The sequence below is a fragment of the Rhodococcus sp. C26F genome (genome assembly GCF_053345925.1).
Genome location: NZ_JBKFBA010000020.1, coordinates 21,084 through 46,934 on the forward strand (window position 1 = coordinate 21,084; position 25,851 = coordinate 46,934).

Consider the following 25,851-nt stretch of genomic DNA (forward strand, 5'->3'; position numbering starts at 1 on the left):
GAGGGGCAGGAGTTTCGACTCCTGCCCCTCCTTCGCATGCGTTCACGCCGTACGGCGGTCGAGTGATTCGACGACGTGTACGCGCGGATCGGGATCGAACCGGTAGCCCGACCCGCGGACAGTGGTGATGATGTTGCCGAAACGTCCCAGCTTGGAACGGATCCGGGAGACATGGACGTCGACACTGCGGTTGCCGCGGTCGGTGTCGAAGTCGTCGTTCTCCGAGTATCCGGCGCCGAGCGGCCTCAGTGCCGCGCGGGACACCACGACGCGGGGCCGACGCACCAGGTGCGTGAGGATCTCGAATTCGCTGTGACTCAACTCGACCCGCTGATTGTCGAGCACCAGCCCGCGGGCGGGCAGATCGATCACCAGAGGGGTCGGGCCGGGGCTGAGGAGAGTGTGGGTGCGCGCACCCGGAAGCAGATCGAGCGCGGTCTCCCGCAGAGCATCGGCGAGGGCGGCAAGATCGCCCGCCGATCCGGCGTTCGTGTCCGAGATCTGCACGATGAGAACGAGTTCGGGGGAATCGACCGAGCTGCCGGCCGGGTTCTCGATGGAGGACGTGGTCATGGAAGGGCTCCGCTGGTCGGAAGGTGAACGGCGCCGGGCAGGCAACTACCCGCAGCTGTACGGCGCCGGGAAAGAGGAAGGGATGGTGCGGATCTCAGAACGCACAGAGGCACGAGCGGGTACGACACAGGTCGACATGCCTGCGGCTCCACGCTCGGACTGTCACGACGGAGAGTGTACCCGGATAAAGATGCCGGTGGTACCGGTAGGTGGACGGTCTCAGTCCACGTCGACGTCGATCGCCGCGGTGATGCGCATGAGCTCCGAATAGACGGTCCGGAACAGTGTGTTCGGGCATCCACCCGACGCCCACAGATCGGGGTAGTGCTGCAGCGCACGGTCGATGTAGGTGGGCAGGTTCGTGGGATGACCGAGCGGTGCGACGCCACCGAGCGGCTGGCCGGTGACCTCCGTGACCAGGTCGGGGGAGGCCGGCACGAGTTCGCCGCCGAGCCGCTCGCCGGTCCGTTCGACCGACACGCGGTGCGCGCCGGACACGAGCAACAGGATCGGGTCGTCGTCGAGCAGGAAGACGAGCGACTTCACGATCGCGCCCACCTCCACACCCACCGCGGCGGCGGCCTGCTCGGCGGTGTGCACGGTCTCCGGCTGCTGGACGATCAGACCGTGATGGCCGCGGGAGATGAGCGTGTCCGACACGCGGTGGGCGTTCGGATGCAGCGACCTGGTCATGGATCAAGAGTAGGAAAATCGCCGCCCGATGGGCGCGGTTCCGAGGACGCGTCGTCGTTGTGTCGTGGGGTGCGGTCGGTGCGAAACGAAGATCCGCAAGTTACCCTTCGGTAATGTCCGATCACTCGCCCTGGAAAGCGTTCACCGTCGAACGCAAGGATCACGTCGCACAGGTCACGCTCATCGGCCCCGGCAAGGGCAACGCCATGGGCCCCGACTTCTGGGCGGAACTACCCGTCCTGTTCGGTGAGCTCGACGCCGACCCCGAAGTCCGCGCCGTCGTCCTCGCCGGTTCCGGCCGGAACTTCTCCTACGGCCTCGACCTCGTCGCCATGGGCGGCAGCCTCGGCGCCGTCGTCTCCGGCAAGGCGCTTGCCAAGCCGCGCACGGACTTCCACACGTTGATCAAGAACATGCAGGCGGCGATCACGGCCGTCGCCGACTGCCGCAAGCCGGTCGTCGCCGCGGTCCAGGGCTGGTGCATCGGCGGAGCGGTCGACCTCATCTCCGCCGCCGACATCCGTTACGCGAGCGCCGACGCGAAGTTCAGCGTCCGCGAGGTCAAGGTCGGAATGGTCGCCGACGTCGGCACCCTCGCCCGGCTCCCGCTCATCATCGGCGACGGTCACGTCCGCGAGCTCGCGCTCACGGGCAAGGACATCGACGCCGCCCGCGCCGAGAAGATCGGTCTCGTCAACGACGTCCACGACGACGCCGACGCAGTGCTGGCCGCCGCCCACGCGACCGCCGCGGAGATCGCCGCCAACCCGCCGCTCGTCGTCCAGGGCATCAAGAACGTCCTCGACCACACGCGCTCGCCGCAGGTCGACGACAGCCTCCGCTACGTCGCGGCGTGGAACGCGGCGTTCCTGCCGTCGGAGGACCTCACCGAGGCGATCACCGCCGTCTTCGAGAAGCGCCCGCCGCAGTTCAAGGGCGAATAGGCCCCGCAGACGACGGATCCCCCGGANTCGTCCGGGGGATCCGCGTTGTGCAGGCTCGGTGTCAGTGCCCGCCGTTGTTCTTCAGGCGCTCGACCGACGCGGTCACCTCGGCCTCGGCCTCGGCGCGACCGACCCAGTCGGCGGCCTCGACGTGCTTGCCCGGCTCGAGGTCCTTGTAGTGCACGAAGAAGTGCTTGATGGCGTCGAGCTCGAACTGCGAGACGTCGCTGATGTCCTGGACGTGATCCCACCGCGGGTCGCCCGCCGGGACGGCCAGGATCTTGTCGTCGCCACCGGCCTCGTCGACCATCTTGAACATGCCGACGGGGCGGGCCTCGACGATCACGCCGGGGAAGACCGACTCGGGCAGCAGGACCATGCAGTCGAGCGGATCGCCGTCCTCACCGAGGGTGTTCTCGATGTAGCCGTAGTCGGCCGGGTAGCCGAACGAGGTGTACAGGTAACGATCGAGCTTGACGCGTCCGGTCTCGTGATCGACCTCGTACTTGTTCCGCTGTCCCTTGGGGATCTCGATGGTGACCTCGAACTCCACGCCTTGCCTCACTTCGTCGGTGTTTTTCCGGCGGATACGACATCCGTATCTGCGGTGATGGTCCGCAGAGAGGATAACGGTCGCGGCGCTAGGCTGGAGGTGCAGGTACCGGGGCCCCGAGTGCGTCACAGCAGTGTGCGGCCGGCAGCGGGAAGTGCGGGTAGCTGGTCGACCAGTGTGTGCAGGATGCAGCGGAGGCGTGTTGACGGGGCAGGGCGGCAACAAGAAGCAGGGTTCACTGGCAACCAGGCGACGACGGGACATGAAGATCCTCTTCGGGATCTGGGGAGCGGGTTTCCTCGCTCTCGTCGTCGGCGGGGCCTTCGCGATCTACGACGTGCGGGCGTCCGCCGGCGCGGTCGTGCTCCCCGCACCGGCACCGGTGATCGCGACCCCCGCGGTCGCCGCGGTCTCGCCCGACGCTCCGACGCCCGACCCGACCTCGCTGGCGGCGGCACTCGATCCGGTTGTGAACAATCCCGGCCTCGGTGACTTCGCCGGGTCGATCACCGACCCCACGACCGGCACTGTGCTGTGGTCGAAGGACGCCGATCGCGCGCTGATCCCGGCCTCCACGACGAAGATCCTCACCGCCGCGGCCGCCATGCTCGTGCTGCCCTCCGACCATCGGATCACCACGCGCGTCGTCGAGGGTTCGAAGCCGGGGGAGATCGTCCTCATCGCCGGCGGCGACCCCACCCTCTCGGCGATGCCGCCCGGACAGGAGAGCTTCTACCCCGGTGGTCCCCGCATCGCCGACCTCGCCGAACAGATCCGGCGAAGCGGCGCGACGGTCGAGACGGTCCTCGTCGACACGAGTCTGTACAGCGGGGATCCGCTCGCGCCGGGCTGGTTCCCGCAGGACGTCGGCGACGGCTACGTCGCGCCCATCGAACCCGTGATGCTCGACGGCGGCCGGTCGAACCCGCTCGAGGACGAATCGCCCCGCAGCGCGACGCCCGCTCTGGACGCCGGTCGTGCACTGGCGACGGCGCTCGGTGCCGACCCGGCGCGGGTCGCGCCCGGGTCGGCCTCGCCGGGCGCGGCGCCCATGGCGTCGGTGCAGTCGGCGCCGCTCACCGTCCGCCTCGGCCAGATGCTGCGCCGATCCGACAACGTCCTCGCGGAGACCGTCGGACGGGAGGTCGCGGTCGCGACCGGCAACGAGCACTCGTTCGAGGGCACGACGAAGGCTGTGACCGGTACCCTGCAGCAAGCGGGTCTGGACGTCACCGGAGTGACGTTGCGCGACGTCAGCGGGCTCTCGGTCGAGAACCGGATCCCCGCTCGCACGCTCGATCGCGTGATCTCGGAGGCGGCCGGACCGAACAGGACGGAGCTGCGGCCCATGCTCGACTATCTTCCCGTCGCCGGAGCGACCGGCACGCTCGCCGATCGCTACGGCACCACGACCCGTGCCGGAGCCGGATGGGTGCGAGCGAAGACCGGCACGCTGACCGAGGTCAACGGACTCACCGGATACACCGTCGACTCCGACGGCCGCGTGCTGTCGTTCGCGCTGCTCTCCAACGGTAGGTCCCCGAGCGAGGCCCGGCCCGCCCTCGACGCCGTGGCGTCGGTACTGCGTGAGTGCGGTTGCCGATGACCGGCAAGGAGCGGGCACTCGGCGACGCGATCGACTGGTCGTTCGCGGCCGGGGTCGGCGTGCGCCTCACCCGCTCCGAACCCGCGATGTCGCGGTACACCCGCGATGCGGTGCAGGACGAGTTGTTCTCGGCCGCCGCGCGCGCCGAGGGACCGGTGCGCGAGCACACACGTCTCGACGACGGAACCGAGCCGCCGCCCGCGCAGGTCGTCGACCGGCCGGGCTGGGTGCGTGCGGCCGCGGCGTCGATGGCCGACCTCACCGCGTCACCGGGCGAGGATCCGGCCGGCTCCTCCCGCCGCTGGGTGGGCAAACCGGCGGGCGCGCAGGCCGGCGCGATGCTCGCCTACCTGTCGTCCGCGGTGCTCGGACAGTACGACCCGTTCTCCCGTTCGCTGCTGCTCGTCGCGCCCAACGTCGTCGCGGTCGAACGCGCGCTGAAGGTGCCGCCCGCCGACTTCCGGCTGTGGGTGTGCCTGCACGAGGTGACCCACCGCGTGCAGTTCGCACAGGCACCGTGGATGGCCGAGCTGATGCGCGAGGCCGCCGCCGACCTCGCCACCGCGGTCGAGGAACCGATGGGCGACGTCGCGACCCGCGTGGTGTCGGCGGTGAAGGACCTGCGCACTCCCGGCGACAAGCCGATGTCGGAGCGGGGCATGCTCGGTGTCGTGCGGGCGCTGCAGGCACAGTCTCAGCGCGAGTCGTTCGATCGGATCCTCGCGCTCGGAACGCTGCTCGAAGGCCACGCCGATCATGTGATGGACGGTGTCGGCCCGGCCGTGGTCCCGTCGGTCGCGCGGATCCGGCGGGCGTTCGACAACCGGCGGCACCGCAACAGCAGCCCGGTGCATCGCCTCATCCGGCTCGTCCTCGGAATGGACGCCAAGATGGCCCAGTACGTGCACGGCAAGAAGTTCGTCGACGCCGTCGTCGCGAAGGTCGGCACGGACGACTTCAACGCCGTGTGGTCCGGTCCGGACGCCCTGCCCACCCTGACGGAGATCGACCATCCAGATGCGTGGATCGCGCGGGTGCTGAGCTGATCGTGGCTTCACCGTCGGCCGATCGTCCGCTGCTGCCCGAGGCCCCGGCGATCCACGAGGTGCGACTCGCCGTGCGGGCCTGGCTGGGCGCGCACCCGGCCGACGCGGTGACCGTCGCGTTGTCGGGCGGGGCCGATTCCGCCGCCCTGACCGCCGCCGCCGTCGCGGAGACCGAGGCGGTGCACGCCGTCGTCGTCGATCATCGCCTCCAGTCCGGTTCCGAGGTCGTCGCCGCGCGGGCCGCGGAGTTCGCCCGGGCCCGCGGCTGCGCGACCGTCATGGTGGTCGGTGTGGACGTCACCGGTGGGGGAGGCCTCGAGGCCGCCGCGCGCGCGGCCCGCTACCGGGCGCTCGACGAGAACCGCGACGACCGGACCGTGTTGCTCGGGCACACCCTCGACGACCAGGCCGAGACGGTGCTGCTCGGTCTCGGCCGCGGATCGGGGCTGCGTTCGATCCGCGGGATGGCACCCTTCGACCCGCCGTGGGGCCGGCCGCTGCTCGGCGTGCGCCGCGACACGACCCGCCGGGCGTGCGACGAACTCGGCTACCGCCCGTACGAGGATCCGCACAACACCGACGACCGGTTCACGCGCGTGCGTCTGCGCCGCGAGGTACTGCCGCTGCTCGAGGACGTGCTCGGTGGGGGCGTCGCCGAAGCCCTCGCGCGCACGGCCGGGCAACTGCAGGACGACGGTTGCGCCCTCGATATCTGGGCCGGCGACCTCCTCGCGACAGCGCGGCGCGAGGACGACCTGCTCGACACCGACGCACTCGCGGCGGCTCCCGCCGCAGTACGACGCAGAGCCCTCCGATCGTGGCTGATCGATCACACCGTCACGCCGAACGAGACGATGCTGCGGGCGGTCGACGACCTGGTAGCGGCGTGGCGCGGACAGGGCCCGGTCGCGGTCGGACGGGGCCCGCGGACGGGGACGAGGTTGGTGGTGTCGCGTCGGCGTGGCACGCTTGCCGTGGAGTACGTCGACCGGGCGAAGGTCCGGGCGACCGGCAGCAGAAGGTAGGGAAGGACCCCGGTGTACGAGAACGACATAGCGTCGGTGCTGATCTCCGAAGAACAGATCAAGAAGCGGACCGCAGAGCTGGCGCAGTCGATCGCCGAGCGTTACCCGATGGGTGCGCCGGAAGGCGATCTGCTGCTCATCGGGGTGCTCAAGGGCGCCATCTTCTTCATGACCGACTTCGCGCGCGCTCTGCCGATCCCGACGCAGATGGAGTTCATGGCCGTCAGCTCGTACGGGTCGTCGACCTCGTCCTCGGGTGTCGTGCGCATCCTCAAGGACCTCGACAAGGACATCGCCGGTCGCAACGTCCTCATCGTCGAGGACATCATCGACTCGGGTCTGACGCTGTCGTGGCTGCTCAAGAACCTCTCGACGCGCAACCCCGCGTCGCTCGAGGTCGTCACGCTGCTCCGCAAGCCGGAGGCCGTGAAGATCGACGTCGAGGTCAAGGACGTCGGATTCGACATCCCGGACGAGTTCGTCGTCGGCTACGGACTCGACTACGACGAGCGCTACCGCGACCTGCCCTACATCGGCACGCTGGATCCCAAGGTCTACAGCAGCTGACCTCCGGTCGAGCCGGGTCGTGAGGTCCCCGGCCCGGGGAACTCCGGTTCCGTCCCGATCGTTGTCGATTACGACGTCTTCCCGGTGTCGGCTCCGGCCGGTGCCGGGGCGACCGCTCGTTGCTACGCGGTAACCTTGCGTTGCCTGGTCAGTGACCGTCGCGGCATGCGGCCACCCCGGGCGCGAAGCGCCGCGACTGCGAGACCCCGACGAACTCGATCGAAAGGACCGGCCGCTCGGGCCGAACCTGTATGAACCGCAAGACAGTGTTCCGTAATCTGGCGATCGTCGCCGGCATTCTGCTGGTGATCTACGCCTTCAGTTACTTCGGCGACGACACGCGCGGTTTCACCCAGGTGGACACGTCCGTCGCGGTGTCCCAACTCGAATCGCAGAACGTCAGCGAAGCCCGCATCGACGACCGCGAACAGCAGGTCCGGTTGTGGCTCGAGAACGGCAACGACGCGACCGAGGGCAGTACCGAGATCATCGCGAAGTACCCCGCGTCGGCCTCCGAGCAGATCTTCGACCTCGTCGCCGCGTCGGGCGCGCAGAAGTACGACACGAGCGTCACCCAGGAGAGCTGGCTGACGTCGATCCTCCTGTTCGTCCTGCCGATGATCATCCTGCTCGGCGTGTTCTTCTTCGTGATGAGCCGCATGCAGGGCGGTGGCCGCGGCGGCATGATGGGCTTCGGCAAGTCGAAGGCCAAGCAGCTGTCGAAGGACATGCCCAAGACGACCTTCGCCGATGTCGCCGGCGCCAACGAGGCCGTCGAGGAGCTCTACGAGATCAAGGACTTCCTGCAGAACCCGGCGCGCTACCAGGCGCTCGGCGCGAAGATCCCCAAGGGCGTGCTGCTCTACGGCCCTCCCGGCACCGGTAAGACCCTCCTCGCGCGTGCCGTCGCCGGCGAGGCGGGCGTCCCGTTCTTCACGATCTCCGGTTCGGACTTCGTCGAGATGTTCGTCGGTGTCGGCGCCTCCCGCGTGCGCGACCTGTTCGAGCAGGCCAAGCAGAACGCTCCCTGCATCATCTTCGTCGACGAGATCGACGCAGTCGGCCGCCAGCGCGGCGCCGGCCTCGGCGGTGGTCACGACGAGCGCGAACAGACCCTCAACCAGCTGCTCGTCGAGATGGACGGCTTCGGCGACCGCTCCGGCATCATCGTGATGGCCGCGACGAACCGCCCCGACATCCTCGACCCGGCGCTGCTGCGTCCCGGCCGTTTCGACCGTCAGATCCCGGTCACGAACCCCGACCTCGCCGGTCGCCGGGCGATCCTCGCCGTGCACTCGAAGGGCAAGCCGATCGATCCCAACGCGGATCTCGGTGCGCTCGCCAAGCGCACGGTGGGCATGTCCGGCGCCGACCTCGCGAACGTCGTCAACGAGGCCGCGCTGCTCACCGCCCGTGAGAACGGCACGGTGATCACCGAGACGATCCTCGAGGAATCGGTCGACCGCGTCATCGGCGGTCCCCGCCGCAAGAGCCGCATCATCAGCGAGCACGAGAAGAAGATCACGGCCTACCACGAGGGCGGTCACACCCTCGCCGCGTGGGCGATGCCCGACATCGAGCCCGTCTACAAGGTCACCATCCTCGCCCGCGGCCGCACCGGCGGTCACGCGATGACGGTGCCCGAGGACGACAAGGGCCTGATGACGCGTTCGGAGATGATCGCGCGCCTCGTCATGGCGATGGGCGGTCGTGCCGCGGAGGAGCTCGTCTTCCGCGAGCCCACCACCGGCGCCTCGTCCGACATCGACCAGGCCACGAAGATCGCGCGTGCGATGGTCACCGAGTACGGCATGAGCGCGAGGCTCGGCGCCGTCCGCTACGGCCAGGAGCAGGGTGATCCCTTCCTCGGCCGGTCGATGGGCGTGCAGTCCGACTACTCGCACGAGGTGGCACGCGAGATCGACGAGGAGGTCCGCAACCTCATCGAGGCCGCGCACACCGAGGCGTGGGCGATCCTCAACGACTACCGCGACGCCCTCGACGTGCTGGCGGGCGAGCTGCTCGAGCACGAGACGCTCACCCGCAAGGATCTCGACCGGATCCTGGCCGACGTGAAGAAGCGTCCGCGGATCACGACCTTCAACGATTTCGGTGATCGGGTCCCGTCCGACAAGCCGCCGATCAAGACACCCGCCGAGCTCGCGGCCGAGCGCGGCGAGCCGTGGCCGCCGGAACCGCCGTCGCTGACGAAGCCGGCGCATCAGCATCCGCAGTATCCGGGCCAGGGCGAGGTGCCCGCTCCCTCCGGTTACCAGCCCGGCGCGCAGCCGCAGTACCAGCCGGCGAACGGCTACCCCCAGCCCCAGACGCAGGCGCAGCCCCACACGCAGGCACAGCCCCAACCGCAGTCGCTGCCGGTCCCGGCCTCCGAACCGCTTCCGGGCTTCCAGCCGGCGGCGCCGTACCCGGGTGGTCCGCGGCACGCGACGCGGCCCGACTACGGCGCTCCCGCCGGATGGTCGGCTCCCGGCTGGCCGCCGCGCGAGCAGACCCCGCAGGAACAGCAGGGTCACGGGCCGCAGGGCTCCGGACAGCCGCAGGGTTACGGGTATCCGCAGGGACCTCAGGGTCAGAACCCCCAGAGCTACGGACAGCCCAGCTACGGACAACAGGCCCAGGAAACGCAGAGTTTCGGGCGTCCGCAGGAGCCGCAGGACGCCGACCGTCCGTCGGACTCCGGCGACAACGGTGCGGGAGATGCGCACCGCGGTGACAACCACGTGGGAGACTCGCAACCGCGCGATGGTTACGGCGCTCCCGAGCCCCCTCCCACACAGCGGTGGGAAGGCCCGGCCGGCCGGCACTGATCGGTGTCGGTGAGTCGGTACCGGGCGCACATCGGGACCGTCGGTTCCGATGGAGACGAGTGAGCGAAGAGTGGAGGGCGAGCGGGTGTCGGTGAACCACCTGAAGTCGGATACGGGTTCCGACCCGGAGGATGTGACGACCCACGAGTTGAGCGTGGACGCGGGACGTACGTTCGACCAGGCCCGAGCCGAAGCGGCCGTGCGCGAACTGCTGATCGCGGTGGGTGAGGATCCGGACCGCGAGGGCCTGCGCGACACCCCCGCCCGCGTGGCCCGTGCCTACCGTGAGGTGTTCGGGGGACTGTTCACCGACCCGGACGAGGTCCTCGACACGACCTTCGACGAAGGCCATCAGGAACTCGTCCTCGTGCGCGACATCCCGATGTACTCGACGTGTGAGCACCACCTCGTGTCGTTCCACGGGGTCGCCCACGTCGGATACATCCCGGGCCCGACGGGCCGCGTGACGGGTCTGTCGAAGCTGGCGCGTGTCGTCGACCTCTACGCCAAGCGTCCGCAGGTCCAGGAACGCCTCACCAGCCAGATCGCCGACGCCATGATGCGCAAGCTGCAGCCGCGCGGCGTGATCGTCGTGGTCGAGGCCGAGCACCTGTGCATGGCGATGCGCGGCATCCGCAAGCCCGGCGCCAGCACCACCACCTCCGCCGTGCGCGGGTTGTTCCAGACCAGTTCGGCGTCGCGTGCCGAGGCCCTGGACCTGATCCTGCGCCGGTGACCGTCTTCCCTGCCGAACAGTGGCCCGTCGTGATGGGCGTACTGAACGTCACCAGTGATTCCTTCTCCGACGGCGGTCGCTATCTGGACCGCGAGACCGCGATAGCCCGCGGCTTCGAGCTGCGCGAGCTCGGCGTCGACATCGTCGACGTGGGTGGCGAGTCCACCCGGCCGGGGGCCGTGCGCGTCGACCCGGAGGTCGAGGCGTCCCGCGTGGCGCCGGTCATCGCGGCCCTGTCGAAGGCGGGCATCCCCACGAGCGTCGACACGATGCGCGCCTCGGTCGCCGAGGCGGCCGTGGAGGCCGGGGTGACGATGATCAACGACGTCTCGGGTGGGCGTGCCGACGCCGACATGGCCGCGGTGGTCGCCGAGGCCGGGGTGCCGTGGATCCTCATGCACTGGCGTCCCCTCGGCGAGTTCGTCCACGCGGGCGGTTCGACGCACTACGACGACGTCGTCCGCGAGGTCCGCGACGAACTGCTCACCCAGGTTGACATCGCGGTGGCCGCCGGCGTGGACTCCGAGAAGATCGTGCTGGATCCCGGTCTGGGCTTCGTGAAGGAACCCGACCACAACTGGCAGTTGCTGCAGCGTCTGCCCGAGCTCACCGAACTGGGTTTCCCGGTGCTCATCGGGGCGTCCCGGAAGCGTTTCCTCGGAGCGTTGCTCGCGGCGCCCGACGGCACGGTCCGGCCGCCCGCGGGCCGCGAGGTCGCCACGGCGGTCGTCTCGGCGCTCGCCGCCACCCACGGCGCGTGGGGTGTACGCGTCCACGACGTGCAGGCATCCCGCGACGCGCTCGCGGTGGTGCGTGCCTGGCAGCGCGGCAGCGCGGAAGGAGTGCACGCGTGAGCGACCGCATCGAACTCCGGGGACTGACGGTCCGCGGCAATCACGGCGTCTTCGAGCACGAGAAGCGGGACGGCCAGGACTTCGTCGTCGACATCGTCGTGTGGCTCGATCTCGCGCCGGCCGCGGCGTCCGACGAGCTGACCGACACGCTGCACTACGGCGAACTCGCCGAGCGTGCCGCGGCGATCATCGCCGGTCCGGGTCGCGATCTCATCGAGACGGTCGCCGGGGAGATCGCCGACGAGGTGCTCACCGACCCGCGTGTCTCCCGGGTGGAAGTCACGCTCCACAAGCCGTCGGCACCGATCCCGCTGACCTTCGGCGACGTCGCCGTGGTGATCGACCGCTCCCGCAGCGACGCGACCGGGAGCGCCTCATGAGCCGTGCCGTGCTGTCCATCGGATCGAACATAGGCGACCGGCTCGCGCATCTGTGGTCGGTCGTCGACGCATTGGGTGAGCGGGCCGTCGCCGTCTCGGCGGTGTACTCGACGGCCCCGTGGGGCGGTGTCGAGCAGGAGGACTTCCTCAACGCGGTCGTCGTCGCGGAGGACCCCGCGTTCGGTCCGCGCGACTGGCTCCGGTTCGGCCAGGAGCTCGAGGAGGCCGCCGAACGCCTCCGGATCCGGCGCTGGGGTCCGCGCAGCCTCGATGTCGACGTCGTGACCTGCGACAACGGCGACGGTGAGGTGCGCAGCGACGATCCGGAACTGATCCTGCCGCATCCACGCGCACACCAGCGGGCGTTCGTGCTCGTCCCGTGGCTCGACGTCGAACCCGAAGCGGTGCTCACCGCCGACGGCCGGCAGTTGGGTATCGGCGAGTGGCTGGGCGAACTCGACGCCGCAGAACGAGAGGGCGTGCACCGCACCGACCTGACGCTCACCGGGCCGACGACCTAGGGACGCGGCGAGTGCTGAAACAGACCCGGATCCGAGATCTGCTGGCACTGGCCGTGCTGGCAGCGATCGTCGCGTGGCTGCTCGTCCGCACGATGTACGGCTCGCTGCCGCCCATCCCCGTCTACGCGGGAGCCTCGCTGTATCCCGTCGCGATCATCGAGGTGATCCTGGCGTTCATGATCCGGTGGCGGGTCGGCAAGCACGAGATCGGTGAGGGGCCCGGCAGACTGCATCCCATCACCGCGGCTCGCGCGGTCGCGCTCGCCAAGGCGTCCGCACTGGTGGGTGCCGCGAGCGCCGGAGTGTGGGTCGGCTTCCTGCTGTATCTCGTGCCGCAGCGCGGAGTCGTGCAGGCCGCCACCGACGACACCTCGGGTGTGCTCGTCGGAGCCCTCGCCGGCATCGCACTGGCGGCGGCCGCACTGTGGCTCGAATACTGTTGCCGGACACCGGAAGACCCCGACGAACCGAACGAACCGGCGCTCTGACCTCGGATTTCGCGGTGGGGCAGGGCGTGTCGTCCAGCTCCGATCGGTGGACCCATCCAAGTACCCTGATGGTCATGGCAACCTCGGCGCGACCAGACAGGAATCGCCGTCCGTGGCGCAGTACCGGCTCGATGATCGTGGCCGGTCTGCTCGCTCTGGCGATGATCGCCTCGCTGCTGTTGATCTTCAGTGAGAGCGTGCAGTTGCTGCGCGTCGCGGTGGTCGTCGCCCTGTGGGCCGCGACCGTCGGAGCCATCGCGATGAACAAGTACCGCCGCGAATCGGCGCTCGATCGGGCGAAGGCCGACGACCTGAAGACGGTCTACGAGCTGCAGTTGCAGAGGGAGATCGCGGCGCGGCGCGAGTACGAGCTGAGCGTCGAGGAGAAGGTCCGCGCCGATCTGAAGCTCGACGCCGGTGAGATGGCGGCCCTGCGCACCGAGCTGGCCACCCTGCGCCGCACGCTCGAGATGTTGTTCGACGGCCGGTTGCCCGACGACGTCGTCGCCCTCGAAGGCCAGGCCGAGGAGCTGCGTGAACTGAGCGAGGCGGCGCGAGTGTCCGCTCCGCGCCCGTCGGGGCCGGCCTTCGCTTCCCCCGACGACGAGCCGGTCACCGCGGAGACCGAATCGGTCGAGGCGGCAATGCGTGCTGCGAAGGCGTCGGAGAAGACGCCCGGAAAGGGTGGCGTCGAAGAACCGCGACCCGAGAAGCAGGCGAAGGACAAGGCTGCGACCGGGAAGACGGCGACCGGGAAGGGAACGGCCGAGAAGGCGACGGCGGGGAAGGCGACGGCTGCATCGGCGACCGCAGGACCGGACGTCGAGGACGCCGAGATCGAGGACGCGGCAGTCGAGGACCCGAAGACCGAGGACCCGAAGACCGGGGACGCGAAGGTCGCGAGCGCCGAGAAGACGGCGGACGGGAAGCCGGAGCCGCAGAAGCCCGGCAAGCACGAGTCCGGATCCGATCCCGATCCGCAAACGGACGCAGACGAGGCCGGAGCGAAGACGAAGGGCGATGACCCCGCGGAGGGGAAGGACACCGCCGCGAAGGCCGATGGAGCTGCGGAAACGACCCAGGAGGACGACGAGGACGACGACGAATCGTCCGGACGTCGCTCCCGGCGCCGTCGCGCCGACGGTGAGGGCCGGACGGTCGCGGAGATCCTCGCGTCGTTGTCGGCCGAGCGCTGATCGCGGGGCGATCGCGCGGCAGGTCGCGCCCACCCCACCTCGGTCGATGAGGCGCAGATCACTCGGCCCGACCGTGGCGAGCCCCGGAAAGCGCGCGCTATTGTCGAGCGGAACGTCCGGTACCCGCTGAGCGGGACTGGAACGAACGAGAGGACTCCCGTGAATTCCTTCGGGATCACCAACGCACCCGCGCCTGCGCGCCTGTCGGTAGGAATCGTGTCCGCCGGACGGGTCGGCACTGCACTCGGCGCAGCTTTCGAACGCGTCGGTCATGTCGTCGTGGCCTGCTCGGCCGTCTCCGACGTCTCGCGGCACCGTGCCGCCACCCGCCTGCCGGATTCGCAGATCCTGCCGGTCGACGAGGTTGCCGGCCGCTGCAATCTCCTTCTTCTCGCCGTTCCCGACACCGAACTGTCGTCCCTGGTCAAGGGCCTCGCAGTCACCGGTTCGGTCGCCGCCGGCACGATCGTCGTCCACGTCTCCGGTGCTCACGGCACCGCGATCCTCGAGCCGCTGACCGAGCAGGGCGCCGTGCCGCTCGCGATCCATCCCGCGATGACCTTCACCGGCCACGACGAGGACATCGACCGGCTCTCCTCCGCGTGCTTCGGCATCACGGCCGCCGACGAGATCGGCTACGCCATCGCGCAGTCCCTCGTCCTCGAGATCGGCGGCGAGCCGGTCCGCGTCCCCGAGTCCATGCGCACGACCTACCACGCCGCACTCGCGCACGGCAGCAACCATCTGGTCACGCTGGTCGCCGACGCCGTCGAGGCGCTGCGCAGCGCCCTGCAGGGGGAGGAGCTGCTCGGCCAGCAACTCGTCGACGACGCCCCCGGTGGAGTCGCCGAACGGGTGTTGCAGCCGTTGCTCTCCGCAGCGCTCGACAACGTGCTGCGGCGCGGGCCCTCGGCCCTCACCGGGCCGGTCGCGCGCGGCGATGCCGACGCCGTGGCCGCGCACCTGCGTGCGCTCGAGGCCGTCGACCCGCAGATCGCCGCCGGGTACCGCGCGCTGTCGCTGCGATCGGCGCAACGGACCGGGTCGAAGCCGGAACTGATGGCAATTCTCGAAGGAGCTGAATACGGTGAGTGAAGCAGGACAGCGCGGATACGTGCGAGGTGAACTGACCGTTCACCACGATCCCGCAGGCCTGACCAAGGTCACCCGGGCTCTGCGCGGCGTCGGCCGCACCGTCGCACTCGTGCCGACGATGGGTGCGCTGCACACCGGTCACCTCGAACTCGTGCGCCAGGCCAAGCTCACCGGTGCCGTCGTGGTCGTGTCGATCTTCGTCAACCCGCTGCAGTTCGGGAAGAACGAGGACCTCGACGCCTACCCGCGCACCCTCGACGCCGACCTCGAACTGCTCCGCGAAGCGGGCGTCGAGCTCGCCTTCGTGCCGACGGTCTCGGCGATGTACCCGCAGGGCCCGCGCACCACGATCCACCCGGGTCCGCTCGGGTCGGAGCTCGAAGGTGCTTCGCGCCCCGGCCATTTCGCGGGCATGCTGACGGTCGTCGCGAAGCTGTTCAACATCGTCGGTCCCAACGCGGCGTTCTTCGGTGAGAAGGACTACCAGCAGCTCACCCTGATCCGTCAGATGGTCGCCGACCTGAATCTCGACATCCGTATCCTCGGCGTTCCCACCGTGCGCGAACAGGACGGACTCGCCCTGTCCTCCCGCAACCGCTATCTCGACCCCGAGCAGCGCGCGATCGCGACCACGCTGTCTGCGGCGCTCGTCGCCGGCGCACACGCCGCAGCGGGCGGAGCCGAGGCGATCCTGTCCACGGCACGCGACGTGCTCGCGCAGAGCCCGCAGATCGAGGTGGACTATCTCGAGGTGCGCGGCGCCGATCTGGGGCCGGCACCCGAACGCGGCGACGGCCGACTGCTCGTCGCCGCACGACTCGGCTCCACACGCCTCATCGACAACGTCGGGGTCGCCGTCGGCACCGGCTTCCTCGAACGAGCCACCGGCCCGGTGGATCCCGACGCCGAAGACAACCTGACGAACCGCTGACCCACCGATCGAATTCGGAAACGAGAAAGAAACCGAGGACGAGCATGTTCCGCACCATGATGAAGTCGAAGATCCACCGCGCCACGGTCACCCACGCGGATCTGCATTATGTCGGTTCGGTGACCGTCGACCAGGATCTGATGGACGCCGCGGATCTGCTCGAGGGCGAGCAGGTCTGCATCGTCGACATCGACAACGGCGCCCGGCTCGAGACGTACGTCATCGCCGGTGAGCGTGGATCGGGCGTCATCGGGATCAACGGTGCCGCAGCACGTCTCGTCAGCCCCGGCGATCTCGTCATACTCATCGCCTACGGCGTGATGAACGAGCAGGAGTGCAAGGACTACAACCCGCGCGTGGTGTTCGTCGACGCCGACAACCGCCAGATCGAGCTCGGCAACGATCCCGCCCATGCTCCCGAGGGCTCGGGCCTGATCACGCCGCGGATGCTGTCGACTCTCGACTCCCCGTCCCTGGTCTAGAGGTGCTCCTCACCGTCGACGTCCGCAACACCAATATCGTCCTGGGGGTGTTCGCGGGCAGCGGCTCGCACGCGCGGCTGCTGCGCGACTGGCGCGTCCGTACCGACCCCAGGATGACCGCCGACGAGATCGCCCTGCTGTTCCGCGGTCTGCTCGGCGAATCCGCCGAGCAGGTCACCGGGGTGGCGGCGTTGTCGACCGTGCCGTCGGTGCTACGTGAGCTGCGCGTCATGCTCGACCGCTACTGGTCGTCGGTGCCGCACGTGGTGGTGGAGCCGGGGGTGCGCACGGGAGTGCCGCTGCTCGTGGACAACCCGAAGGAGGTCGGCGCCGACCGCATCGTCAACAGTCTGGCGGCCTACCACTTCTACGGATCCCCGTGCATCGTCGTGGATTTCGGGACCTCCACGTGCGTCGACGTCGTGTCGGGCAAGGGGGAGTTCCTCGGCGGGTCCATCGCTCCGGGTGTGGAGATCTCGATGGATGCGCTGGCGTCGCGGTCGGCGGCACTGCGGAAGGTCGAATTGCTCCGTCCCCGAGGTGTTCTGGGAAAGAACACCGTCGAGTGCATGCAGTCCGGGGCCGTCTTCGGGTTCGCCGGGATGGTCGACGGCATCGTGCGGCGCATCTGCGCCGAGGTGCCCGGTTTCGACGGCGACGACGTGGCCGTGATCGGCACCGGCGACAGTGTGCCGCTGATCATGCCGGAGTCGCGCACCCTCGAGCACCACGAGCCGGATCTGACCCTCGAGGGACTGCGTCTGGTGTACGAGCGGAACCAGGTGAGACGAGCGGCACGCGGAACTGCGGGTTCCGCTGAGCGTCATTCTGTGTAAAGATGTTCCTCGTGATCCGTTGCATGAGCACCCAGGAGTGTTGTCGAGGCTGACCGCCGCCTCGACCGATAACACATTCCTGGGAGTTTTCTCATGCGCGCTGCGCTTCTTTCCACCACTTCTGTTTCCACCGCTGCTCCGGTTGCCGCTTCTACGGTTGCCGCTACTGCTCCGGTCGCCTTCCACCGGCTCGCCGTCGAGCGCACGTACCCCACCGAACTGTCCGCAGCGGTCGCCCGCGGCGCCGTCGTCGTCGACATCCGCTCGAACGCCGAACGTGCCGCTCAGGGAACACTTCCCGGTGCACTGGCCATCTCCGCCGATCTCGTCGCCGAGCGACTCGATCCGAGCGGCCCGGGCCGTCTCGCCCTCGCCGTCGACCGCGACGTCGAATGGATCCTCGTCTCGTCCGACGGCGCGAGCTCGCACGGTGTGGTCACCGAACTGCACGCGCAGGGTCTGCGCCGGGTCACCCACCTCGTCGGAGGCTACGACGCCATCCGCGCGGCCCGCCTGGTCGGCGCAGTCGCCGAGGCCCAGCACGTCGCGCAGGACGTGGCGCGGGTCACCGCTCACTGAAAGCGCGCATCTGCAGGAATAGTGACCTCGGGTGTCCGATAGTCTGGTTACCCGTGAGTGATGCCACCGTTCAGCAGCCCGACGACACCCCCGAGCAGATGCGGGTCCGCCGCGAGAAGCGCGAACGGCTCCTGGCACAGGGTTCGGACGCCTATCCCGTCGAGATCCCGCGCACCCATACGCTCGCGGAGATCCGCGCCGAGTATCCCGACCTCGAACCCGACACCGCCACCGGCACCGTCGTGGGCGTCGCCGGCCGCGTGATGTTCTCGCGCAACACCGGCAAGCTGTGCTTCGCGACGCTGCAGGAGGGCGACGGCACCCAGCTGCAGGTCATGCTCAGCCTCGCCGGCGTCGGCGAGGAGGCGCTCGCCGCCTGGAAGTCCGAAGTCGACCTCGGCGACATCGTGTTCGTGCACGGCGAGGTCATCAGCTCCCGTCGCGGTGAGCTCAGCGTCATGGCCGACTCGTGGACCATGGCGTCGAAGGCGCTGCGTCCGCTGCCGGTCGCGCACAAGGAGATGAACGAAGAGGCGCGGGTGCGTCAGCGCTACGTCGACCTCATCGTGCGTCCCGAAGCACGTCGCAATGCACGCATGCGTGTCGCGGTGGTGCGCGAGCTGCGCAACGCGCTCGAGCGTCGCGGCTTCCTCGAGGTCGAGACGCCCATGCTGCAGACCCTGCACGGCGGTGCGGCGGCCCGCCCGTTCGTGACGCACTCGAACGCACTCGACATCGATCTGTACCTGCGTATCGCGCCGGAACTGTTCCTCAAGCGCTGCGTCGTCGGCGGTATCGAGAAGGTCTTCGAGATCAACCGCAATTTCCGTAACGAGGGTGCCGACTCGACGCACTCGCCGGAATTCTCGATGCTCGAAACGTACGAGGCGTACGGCACCTACGACGATTCGGCGCGGATGATCCGCGAGATCATCCAGGAGGTCGCGTTCGCGATCTTCGGCAGCCATGTGGTGACGCTCGCCGACGGTACGGAATACGACCTCGGGGGTGAATGGAAAACTCTCGAAATGTATCCCTCGCTGTCCGAGGCGATCGGCACGGACGTGACCCCCGACACCACGCTCGAGGAATTGACCGCGCTCGCGGATCGCGTCGGTCTGGAGATTCCCGAGGGCAAGGGCTGGGGTCACGGCAAGCTCGTCGAGGAACTCTGGGAGCACATGTGCGGCGACCAGCTGAACGAGCCGACCTTCGTGCGTGATTTCCCCGTCGAGACGTCGCCGCTGACCCGCGATCACCGCACGGTGCGCGGGGTCACCGAGAAATGGGATCTGTACGTCCGCGGTTTCGAACTCGCCACGGGTTACTCGGAACTCGTCGATCCGGTGATTCAGCGCGAGCGTTTCGTCGACCAGGCGCGCCTGGCCGCGGAAGGTGACGACGAGGCAATGGTCCTCGACGAGGATTTCCTCGCCGCGATGGAACAGGGAATGCCGCCGACCACCGGTACCGGAATGGGAATCGACCGTCTGCTGATGGCACTTACCGGTCTGGGAATCCGTGAAACAATCCTGTTCCCGATTGTCCGACCGAACATCCGTTAATCGGATTTCGCCGCTCCATATTGCGATGCGTTAATCGGCGGGTAGTGTGGTGCCCGTCCCGCGGGGGGAAGCGCATGCGAGAGGATTTACACCACATGGCGAAGAAAGTCACTGTCACCCTGATCGACGATGTGGATCAGGAATCGGCGGCGGACGAATCGGTGGAGTTCGGTCTCGACGGAGTGACGTACGAGATCGACCTTTCCGAGGACAATGCGGCACGGCTGCGCGAGCAGTTGGAATTCTGGATCGAACACGCTCGCAAGGTCGGCGGCCGCAAGCGGAGCAAGACCGCGGCCGGAACTGCGCCGGCTGCGCGCAAGAGCGGATCCGGAAGTGCGGGTCGCGAGCAGACGGCCGCTATCCGTGAATGGGCACGGAACAACGATCTGCCGGTTTCGGCGCGTGGCCGAATCTCTGCGGAGATCGTCGAGGCGTACAACAAGGCGCACTGACAAAATCCTCGTCCGTGGGGCGTCGTCCATCCGTGGACGGCGCCCCACAGTCGTCGATAGGCGGGTTCGGTTGCGGCACAGTGGTGCTCGTCACACCACTCGGTTGTGCGGACGAACCGGCACGATGCGGTGGGGGAGTAGCATCCGCTCATGGCCGAGACCGTGCTCGAACCTGGTTCCACCTGCTGGCGAATCGCGCGAGCGGAGAGGATGACCTGCATAGTCGACGCGGCCGACTATTTCCGTCACGCCAAGTCGGCGATGCTCCGCGCGGAAAAGCGCATCATGCTGATCGGGTGGGATTTCGACACCCGGATCAAGTTCGAACCCGACGGCGCGACTCTCGATGGACCGAACAAACTCGGTGAATTCCTCGAATGGCTTCCCGAACGCCGCCCCGATCTCGATATTTATCTGCTCAAGTGGAACATCGGTGCGTTCAGTGCCCTCGCGCGCGGAATGACGCCGGTGTTCGTGCTCGATTGGCTCACCGACCCACGCCTGCACTTCGAAATAGACGGGGCGCATCCCGTGGGCGCGGCGCATCATCAGAAAATTCTCGTCGTCGACGACAGCATCGCTTTCTGCGGCGGTATCGATATGACCGTCGACCGCTGGGACACCCCGGATCATCCGGACCGGAGCAAATACCGCCGCGAGCCGAGCGGTAAACGCTACGGGCCGTGGCACGACGTGACGACCGCCGTCGACGGTGATGCCGCGCGGGCCCTCGGCGACCAGGCCCGCGCCCGGTGGAAGGCGGCCACGGGGGAGGAACTCGAGCCCGTGCCGGAGCCGGAACCGATCTGGCCCGACGATCTCGAACCGACCCTCCGCGGTGTCGACGTGGGCATTGCTCGCACACTGCCCACCTACGACGGGAAGGACGGCGTCCACGAGATCGAGGCGCTGTACCTGTCGGTGATCGAGAAGGCCCGGCACACCCTCTACCTCGAGAGTCAGTACCTGGCCTCGCGCAGGATCGCGGACGCGCTCGCCGAACGACTGCAGGAACCGGACGGCCCCGAGATCGTGGTGGTGATCCCGCGCAACGCCGAGGGCTGGCTCGAACGCAAGGCGATGGACGGTGCCCGGCGTGCCCTGCTGCACATGCTGTGGGAGGCCGACGTGCACGGCCGTTTCGCCGCCTACTATCCCGTCACCGCCGGCGGCGAGCCGATCTACGTGCACGCGAAGGTCGTCGTGATGGACGAGACGCTGCTGCGGATCGGATCGTCGAACCTGAACAATCGTTCGATGGGCTTCGACACCGAATGCGACCTGGCGATCGAAGCCGCCGAACCCGGGGACGCGGTCGGCCGCGCGGCCGTTGAGCTGCGCAACATCCTGGTGGCGGAACACCTCGACGTCGATCCCGAGGTGATCGCCGAGGCCACGAGGGGCGGCGGCTCGCTCATCTCCACCATCGAACGGTTGCGCGGCCCGGGACGTTCGCTGCGGCCGTTCGAACCGGGTACGGTGTCGGACGAGGACAGTGTCCTCGCAGAAAGTGCTCTGGCCGACCCCGAACGCGCCTCGCGGAGTTTCGGACGCAGGATCGAGCGATTCTTCGCCCGTTGATCTTCCACTGCCGCTGTTCGCTTGTGGCGTACAGCTTGCGGAAACGTATCCGCCACGTGCAGCGTTAACTTCTGAAACCGGGTTTTCTCGCCGCCTTCCGAAGGGTAGAGGGAAAGCGAGTCGATACCACGACCACTAGAGTGTGGAGTGGGAGCTTGGAACCTCGAAACGGTTCCGACGAACGACTCGAGTGCCGGAGCTTAAGAGCGGCAGCAGGGTGCGGGACGATCGGCGTACCGGACCGGCGGCCGGAGAGTGTGAGGGAGTGCGATGTTCGAAAGGTTCACCGATCGCGCGCGGCGCGTCGTTGTCCTGGCTCAAGAAGAGGCCAGGATGCTCAACCACAACTACATCGGCACGGAGCACATCCTCCTCGGCCTCATCCACGAGGGTGAGGGTGTGGCGGCGAAGTCGCTCGAGTCGTTGGGTATCTCCCTCGAAGGTGTGCGCAGCCAGGTCGAAGAGATCATCGGCCAGGGTCAGCAGGCGCCCTCGGGGCACATTCCCTTCACTCCTCGTGCCAAGAAGGTCCTCGAGCTGAGCCTTCGCGAAGCGCTCCAGCTCGGACACAACTACATCGGTACCGAACACATCCTGCTCGGTCTCATCCGCGAGGGTGAGGGCGTGGCGGCGCAGGTGCTCGTCAAGCTCGGCGCCGACCTCAACCGGGTGCGTCAGCAGGTCATCCAGCTGCTGTCCGGTTACCAGGGCAAGGAGCCCGCAGAATCCGGCACGAGCCGTGGCGAGACCGGCACTCCGTCCACGTCGCTCGTCCTGGACCAGTTCGGCCGCAACCTCACGCAGGCAGCTCTCGAGGGCAAGCTCGACCCGGTCATCGGCCGGGCGAAGGAGATCGAGCGCGTCATGCAGGTGCTGTCGCGTCGTACGAAGAACAACCCGGTGCTCATCGGCGAGCCGGGTGTCGGCAAGACCGCCGTCGTCGAGGGCCTCGCGCAGGCCATCGTCAACGGTGAAGTCCCCGAGACCCTCAAGGACAAGCAGCTCTACACGCTCGACCTGGGCTCGCTCGTCGCCGGCAGCCGTTACCGCGGCGATTTCGAGGAACGCCTGAAGAAGGTCCTCAAGGAGATCAACAGCCGCGGCGACATCATCCTGTTCATCGACGAGCTGCACACGCTCGTCGGTGCCGGTGCTGCCGAGGGCGCGATCGACGCCGCGTCGATCCTCAAGCCCAAGCTCGCCCGCGGTGAGCTGCAGACCATCGGTGCGACGACCCTCGACGAGTACCGCAAGTACATCGAGAAGGACGCCGCTCTCGAGCGCCGCTTCCAGCCGGTGCAGGTCGGGGAGCCGACGGTGGAGCACACCATCGAGATCCTCAAGGGTCTGCGCGACCGCTACGAGGCGCACCACCGCGTCTCGATCACCGACAAGGCGCTCGTCGCGTCGGCCACTCTCGCCGACCGCTACATCAACGACCGCTTCCTGCCGGACAAGGCGATCGACCTCATCGACGAGGCCGGTGCCCGCATGCGCATCCGTCGCATGACCGCGCCGCCGGACCTGCGCGAGTTCGACGACAAGATCGCCGACGCCCGTCGCGAGAAGGAATCGGCGATCGACGCGCAGGACTTCGAGAAGGCCGCGAGCCTGCGCGACAAGGAGAAGCAGCTCGTCGCGCAGCGTGCCGAGCGCGAGAAGCAGTGGCGTGCGGGCGATCTCGACGTCATCGCCGAGGTCGACGAGGAGCAGATCGCCGAGGTTCTCGCCAACTGGACCGGTATCCCGGTGTTCAAGCTCACCGAGGAGGAGACCACGCGTCTGCTCCGCATGGAGGACGAGCTGCACAAGCGGATCATCGGCCAGGAGGACGCCGTCAAGGCCGTCGCCAAGGCGATCCGTCGTACGCGTGCCGGCCTGAAGGACCCGAAGCGTCCGTCCGGTTCGTTCATCTTCGCCGGCCCGTCCGGTGTGGGTAAGACGGAGCTGTCCAAGGCGCTCGCGAACTTCCTGTTCGGCGAGGACGACGCGCTCATCCAGATCGACATGGGTGAGTTCCACGACCGCTTCACCGCGTCGCGCCTGTTCGGTGCTCCTCCCGGCTACGTCGGCTACGAAGAGGGCGGCCAGCTCACCGAGAAGGTGCGCCGCAAGCCGTTCTCCGTGGTTCTGTTCGACGAGATCGAGAAGGCCCACCAGGAGATCTACAACACCCTCCTGCAGGTCCTCGAGGACGGTCGCCTCACCGACGGCCAGGGACGCACGGTCGACTTCAAGAACACCGTGCTGATCTTCACGTCGAACCTCGGCACCGCCGACATCTCGAAGGCCGTGGGGCTCGGTTTCTCCGCCGGCACGGGCGAGGCGTCGAACTACGAGCGGATGAAGAACAAGGTCCACGACGAGCTGAAGAAGCACTTCCGGCCCGAGTTCCTCAACCGCATCGACGACATCATCGTCTTCCACCAGCTCACGCAGGAGCAGATCATCCAGATGGTCGACCTCATGGTCGGACGTGTGGAGACGCAGCTGAAGAACAAGGACATGGGTATCGAGCTCACCGAGAAGGCAAAGTCGCTGCTCGCCAAGCGCGGCTTCGACCCGGTGCTCGGCGCACGTCCGCTGCGTCGCACGATCCAGCGCGAGATCGAGGATCAGCTCTCCGAAAAGATCCTGTTCGGCGAGATCGGCGCAGGTCAGATCGTCCTCGTCGACGTCGAGGGCTGGGACGGCGAGGGCGCCGGCGAGAACGCGAAGTTCACGTTCACGCCGAGCGAGAAGCCGGCCGAGGTTCCGGACACCCCGGCGGTCGCGCTGGCCAAGTCCAGCGAGGGCGAGTCCGAAGCCGGATAAGCGCTCGACGCCTGTGAATGCAGGCACGTGTTGCAACCTGTGAGAGCAGGCACCTGCTGTACCGAGAGGGGCGGCACCCGAGAGGGTGTCGCCCCTCTCGTCGTCCGACGCACTTGACCTCCAGTCGGCTCGAGGTTGCACGGTGGGTGGTGACCGGACGACGACCAGGAGGTATCGCGATGCGGCAAGTATTGCCCGATCTGTGGGAGACGCAGGAGGACAACCCGTTCCCGGGGCTGAGGACGCACGCCTATCTGTGGACCGGGAAGAACAACGTGCTCTTCTACTCGGTCGCGGGTGAGGCCGATTTCGACGAACTGGACCGCCTCGGGGGGATCACCGACCAGTACCTGTCCCACCAGGACGAGGCCGGTCCGATGCTCGGCAGGATCGCCGAGCGCTTCGGGGCGAGACTCCACGCGGCGGCGGCGGAGACCGACGTGGTCGGCCGGCACGCCTGCATCGACGTCCCGCTGACGGAACGTCACGTGGATGACAACGGAGTGGAGATCGTTCCGACGCCCGGGCACACGGTGGGGAGCATCTGCTATCTGGTGCCCGGCGCGGACGGGACCCGCTACCTGTTCACCGGCGACACGCTGTACCGCGGTGCGTCGGGGAAGTGGCGGGCCGGCAACATCGAGGGGATGAGCGACGCCCGTGCGCTCGCCGACAGTCTGCGCCTGCTGGCGACGATGGAACCCGATGTGGTGATCTCGAGTGCGTTCGCGGGGGAGTCGGGCGTGCACCGGATCGACCCTCGGGAGTGGCCTGCCCACGTCGACCAGGCTCTGACCGGGTTGTCTGCCGCGGTGCAGGGCTGAGCCGGGCGCTTGCCCGGACCGGCTCATCTTCCGATGGTCGGCATGTGCGCGGTGAGTGTCGACAGGGTGCTGGCGACGATCTCGGTGAGTTCGTCGGGACGGATGTCGAGCGTGCCATCGAGCCAGCCGCGGACGAGCTCGACGGCACCGGCCATGACGACCACCGCGCACAGTTCGGCCCGCCGGGAGTCGAGGCGGGTGCCCACCGCGTCGCTCTGCTCGGCGAGTTCGTCGGCGGCGGACCGGATGAACGCGCTCTTCCGCTCGGCGAGCGGGGGCGCGTCGGAGATGAGGAAGCGACCCTGCTGGGGGTTGCGTTCGACGGCGCCGACGATCGCTCCCACCGCGGCGCGCGCCTTGGCGTGCAGCTCGTCGGGGGCCGCCGCGATGGCGTCGACGGCGCGTTCGAGCAGGGTCGCGCCGAGCTCGTCGTAGGCGGTGGTGACGAGGTCGGTCATGTCGGTGAAACTCTCGTAGAAGAAGCGCGGGCCGACTCCCGCGGTGGCCGCGACCTTCCGTACCGTCGCCGCCGACCAGCCCTCGTCGGCGACGACGTCGATCACCGCGTTCTGGAGACGCTTGCGGCGTTCGGCGCGCCGGTCGGCCGGGGCGACGCCGCGATACGCGCGGGTGGCTTCGGGCTCGGACACATCGTCGAGTGTGGCACAACACCACCGGC

General features: G+C 68.3%; 26 protein-coding genes. 22 read left to right on the top strand and 4 right to left on the bottom strand.

The genetic code is table 11. The annotated features are described in order from the left end of the window. Positions 1 to 42: 42 nt before the first annotated feature. Together ACLBYD_RS18915 and ACLBYD_RS18920 are read right to left on the bottom strand one after the other, a co-directional pair. A complete protein-coding gene (locus ACLBYD_RS18915; protein WP_447817615.1) occupies positions 43 to 573 on the bottom strand; it encodes a winged helix-turn-helix domain-containing protein in 531 nt (176 codons plus the stop codon). 219 nt (positions 574 to 792) lie between these two features. Next, positions 793 to 1,266, bottom strand: coding sequence for a YbaK/EbsC family protein (locus tag ACLBYD_RS18920; protein WP_120281250.1), 474 nt, complete (start codon positions 1,264 to 1,266; stop codon positions 793 to 795). Positions 1,267 to 1,379: 113 nt separating this feature from the next. Here ACLBYD_RS18920 and ACLBYD_RS18925 point away from each other — a divergent pair, with 113 nt between their 5' ends. Next, positions 1,380 to 2,210, top strand: coding sequence for a crotonase/enoyl-CoA hydratase family protein (locus tag ACLBYD_RS18925; protein WP_255028562.1), 831 nt, complete (start codon positions 1,380 to 1,382; stop codon positions 2,208 to 2,210). 61 nt (positions 2,211 to 2,271) lie between these two features. On the opposite strand, the gene ACLBYD_RS18930 is transcribed toward ACLBYD_RS18925, so the two are convergent. Further along, positions 2,272 to 2,763 (bottom strand): inorganic diphosphatase, encoded by a 492-nt coding sequence (locus tag ACLBYD_RS18930; RefSeq protein ID WP_006550524.1) that lies wholly within the window; start codon positions 2,761 to 2,763, stop codon positions 2,272 to 2,274. Positions 2,764 to 3,025: 262 nt separating this feature from the next. Between ACLBYD_RS18930 and dacB the strand changes: the two genes are divergently transcribed. The 21 genes from dacB (at position 3,026) to ACLBYD_RS19035 (ending at position 25,172) form a co-directional block, all read left to right on the top strand. Then, the gene (gene dacB, locus ACLBYD_RS18935) at positions 3,026 to 4,369 is read left to right on the top strand and encodes a D-alanyl-D-alanine carboxypeptidase/D-alanyl-D-alanine endopeptidase (protein ID WP_447817670.1); all 1,344 of its coding nucleotides are present in this window, start codon (positions 3,026 to 3,028) and stop codon (positions 4,367 to 4,369) included. After that, positions 4,366 to 5,415: a zinc-dependent metalloprotease gene (locus tag ACLBYD_RS18940; protein ID WP_447817616.1), complete on the top strand. Its 1,050-nt coding sequence runs from the start codon at positions 4,366 to 4,368 to the stop codon at positions 5,413 to 5,415. The genes dacB and ACLBYD_RS18940 overlap by 4 nt, the downstream gene beginning before the upstream one ends. Then, positions 5,391 to 6,440, top strand: coding sequence for a tRNA lysidine(34) synthetase TilS (gene tilS / locus ACLBYD_RS18945; protein ID WP_447817617.1), 1,050 nt, complete (start codon positions 5,391 to 5,393; stop codon positions 6,438 to 6,440). The genes ACLBYD_RS18940 and tilS overlap by 25 nt, the downstream gene beginning before the upstream one ends. 12 nt (positions 6,441 to 6,452) lie before the next feature. After that, positions 6,453 to 7,007 carry a hypoxanthine phosphoribosyltransferase gene (hpt, locus tag ACLBYD_RS18950; protein ID WP_447817618.1) on the top strand — a complete coding sequence of 185 codons (555 nt, stop codon included), beginning with the start codon at positions 6,453 to 6,455 and terminating at the stop codon, positions 7,005 to 7,007. 251 nt (positions 7,008 to 7,258) lie between these two features. Next, positions 7,259 to 9,835: an ATP-dependent zinc metalloprotease FtsH gene (gene ftsH, locus ACLBYD_RS18955; protein ID WP_447817619.1), complete on the top strand. Its 2,577-nt coding sequence runs from the start codon at positions 7,259 to 7,261 to the stop codon at positions 9,833 to 9,835. A 49-nt stretch (positions 9,836 to 9,884) separates the two neighbouring features. Continuing rightward, positions 9,885 to 10,571, top strand: a complete 687-nt coding sequence (gene folE / locus ACLBYD_RS18960) for a GTP cyclohydrolase I FolE (RefSeq protein WP_202400287.1) — start codon at positions 9,885 to 9,887, stop codon at positions 10,569 to 10,571. 32 nt (positions 10,572 to 10,603) lie between these two features. Further along, complete coding sequence (folP, locus tag ACLBYD_RS18965; RefSeq protein WP_447817671.1) at positions 10,604 to 11,425, top strand: dihydropteroate synthase; 822 nt, start codon at positions 10,604 to 10,606, stop codon at positions 11,423 to 11,425. Further along, on the top strand, positions 11,422 to 11,805 hold the full coding sequence (folB, locus tag ACLBYD_RS18970) for a dihydroneopterin aldolase (protein ID WP_016692986.1): 384 nt from the start codon (positions 11,422 to 11,424) through the stop codon (positions 11,803 to 11,805). Before folP ends, folB begins: the two co-directional genes overlap by 4 nt. After that, positions 11,802 to 12,326, top strand: coding sequence for a 2-amino-4-hydroxy-6-hydroxymethyldihydropteridine diphosphokinase (gene folK / locus ACLBYD_RS18975; RefSeq protein ID WP_447817620.1), 525 nt, complete (start codon positions 11,802 to 11,804; stop codon positions 12,324 to 12,326). The genes folB and folK overlap by 4 nt, the downstream gene beginning before the upstream one ends. A gap of 11 nt (positions 12,327 to 12,337) precedes the next feature. After that, complete coding sequence (locus ACLBYD_RS18980; protein ID WP_447817621.1) at positions 12,338 to 12,814, top strand: DUF3180 domain-containing protein; 477 nt, start codon at positions 12,338 to 12,340, stop codon at positions 12,812 to 12,814. Between the two features lie 74 nt (positions 12,815 to 12,888). Continuing rightward, positions 12,889 to 14,010, top strand: coding sequence for a DUF6779 domain-containing protein (locus tag ACLBYD_RS18985; RefSeq protein ID WP_447817623.1), 1,122 nt, complete (start codon positions 12,889 to 12,891; stop codon positions 14,008 to 14,010). 159 nt (positions 14,011 to 14,169) lie between these two features. Continuing rightward, on the top strand, positions 14,170 to 15,105 hold the full coding sequence (locus ACLBYD_RS18990; protein ID WP_447817624.1) for a Rossmann-like and DUF2520 domain-containing protein: 936 nt from the start codon (positions 14,170 to 14,172) through the stop codon (positions 15,103 to 15,105). Further along, positions 15,098 to 16,036: a pantoate--beta-alanine ligase gene (gene panC / locus ACLBYD_RS18995; protein WP_447817625.1), complete on the top strand. Its 939-nt coding sequence runs from the start codon at positions 15,098 to 15,100 to the stop codon at positions 16,034 to 16,036. The genes ACLBYD_RS18990 and panC overlap by 8 nt, the downstream gene beginning before the upstream one ends. A 44-nt stretch (positions 16,037 to 16,080) precedes the next feature. Next, positions 16,081 to 16,518 (top strand): aspartate 1-decarboxylase, encoded by a 438-nt coding sequence (gene panD / locus ACLBYD_RS19000; protein ID WP_447817626.1) that lies wholly within the window; start codon positions 16,081 to 16,083, stop codon positions 16,516 to 16,518. A gap of 2 nt (positions 16,519 to 16,520) precedes the next feature. After that, positions 16,521 to 17,354, top strand: a complete 834-nt coding sequence (locus tag ACLBYD_RS19005; RefSeq protein WP_447817627.1) for a type III pantothenate kinase — start codon at positions 16,521 to 16,523, stop codon at positions 17,352 to 17,354. Positions 17,355 to 17,447: 93 nt separating this feature from the next. Then, positions 17,448 to 17,933, top strand: a complete 486-nt coding sequence (locus ACLBYD_RS19010) for a rhodanese-like domain-containing protein (protein WP_447817628.1) — start codon at positions 17,448 to 17,450, stop codon at positions 17,931 to 17,933. A gap of 98 nt (positions 17,934 to 18,031) precedes the next feature. After that, positions 18,032 to 19,498, top strand: a complete 1,467-nt coding sequence (gene lysS / locus ACLBYD_RS19015) for a lysine--tRNA ligase (RefSeq protein ID WP_447817672.1) — start codon at positions 18,032 to 18,034, stop codon at positions 19,496 to 19,498. A 95-nt stretch (positions 19,499 to 19,593) separates the two neighbouring features. Then, positions 19,594 to 19,953, top strand: a complete 360-nt coding sequence (locus tag ACLBYD_RS19020) for a histone-like nucleoid-structuring protein Lsr2 (RefSeq protein ID WP_006550504.1) — start codon at positions 19,594 to 19,596, stop codon at positions 19,951 to 19,953. A gap of 150 nt (positions 19,954 to 20,103) precedes the next feature. Further along, on the top strand, positions 20,104 to 21,534 hold the full coding sequence (locus tag ACLBYD_RS19025; RefSeq protein WP_447817629.1) for a phospholipase D-like domain-containing protein: 1,431 nt from the start codon (positions 20,104 to 20,106) through the stop codon (positions 21,532 to 21,534). 270 nt (positions 21,535 to 21,804) lie between these two features. Further along, positions 21,805 to 24,348, top strand: a complete 2,544-nt coding sequence (locus tag ACLBYD_RS19030; protein ID WP_016931934.1) for an ATP-dependent Clp protease ATP-binding subunit — start codon at positions 21,805 to 21,807, stop codon at positions 24,346 to 24,348. Positions 24,349 to 24,527: 179 nt separating this feature from the next. Continuing rightward, on the top strand, positions 24,528 to 25,172 hold the full coding sequence (locus ACLBYD_RS19035; protein WP_447817630.1) for an MBL fold metallo-hydrolase: 645 nt from the start codon (positions 24,528 to 24,530) through the stop codon (positions 25,170 to 25,172). A gap of 23 nt (positions 25,173 to 25,195) precedes the next feature. On the opposite strand, the gene ACLBYD_RS19040 is transcribed toward ACLBYD_RS19035, so the two are convergent. Further along, on the bottom strand, positions 25,196 to 25,822 hold the full coding sequence (locus tag ACLBYD_RS19040; protein WP_447817631.1) for a TetR/AcrR family transcriptional regulator: 627 nt from the start codon (positions 25,820 to 25,822) through the stop codon (positions 25,196 to 25,198). Positions 25,823 to 25,851 lie beyond the last annotated feature (29 nt).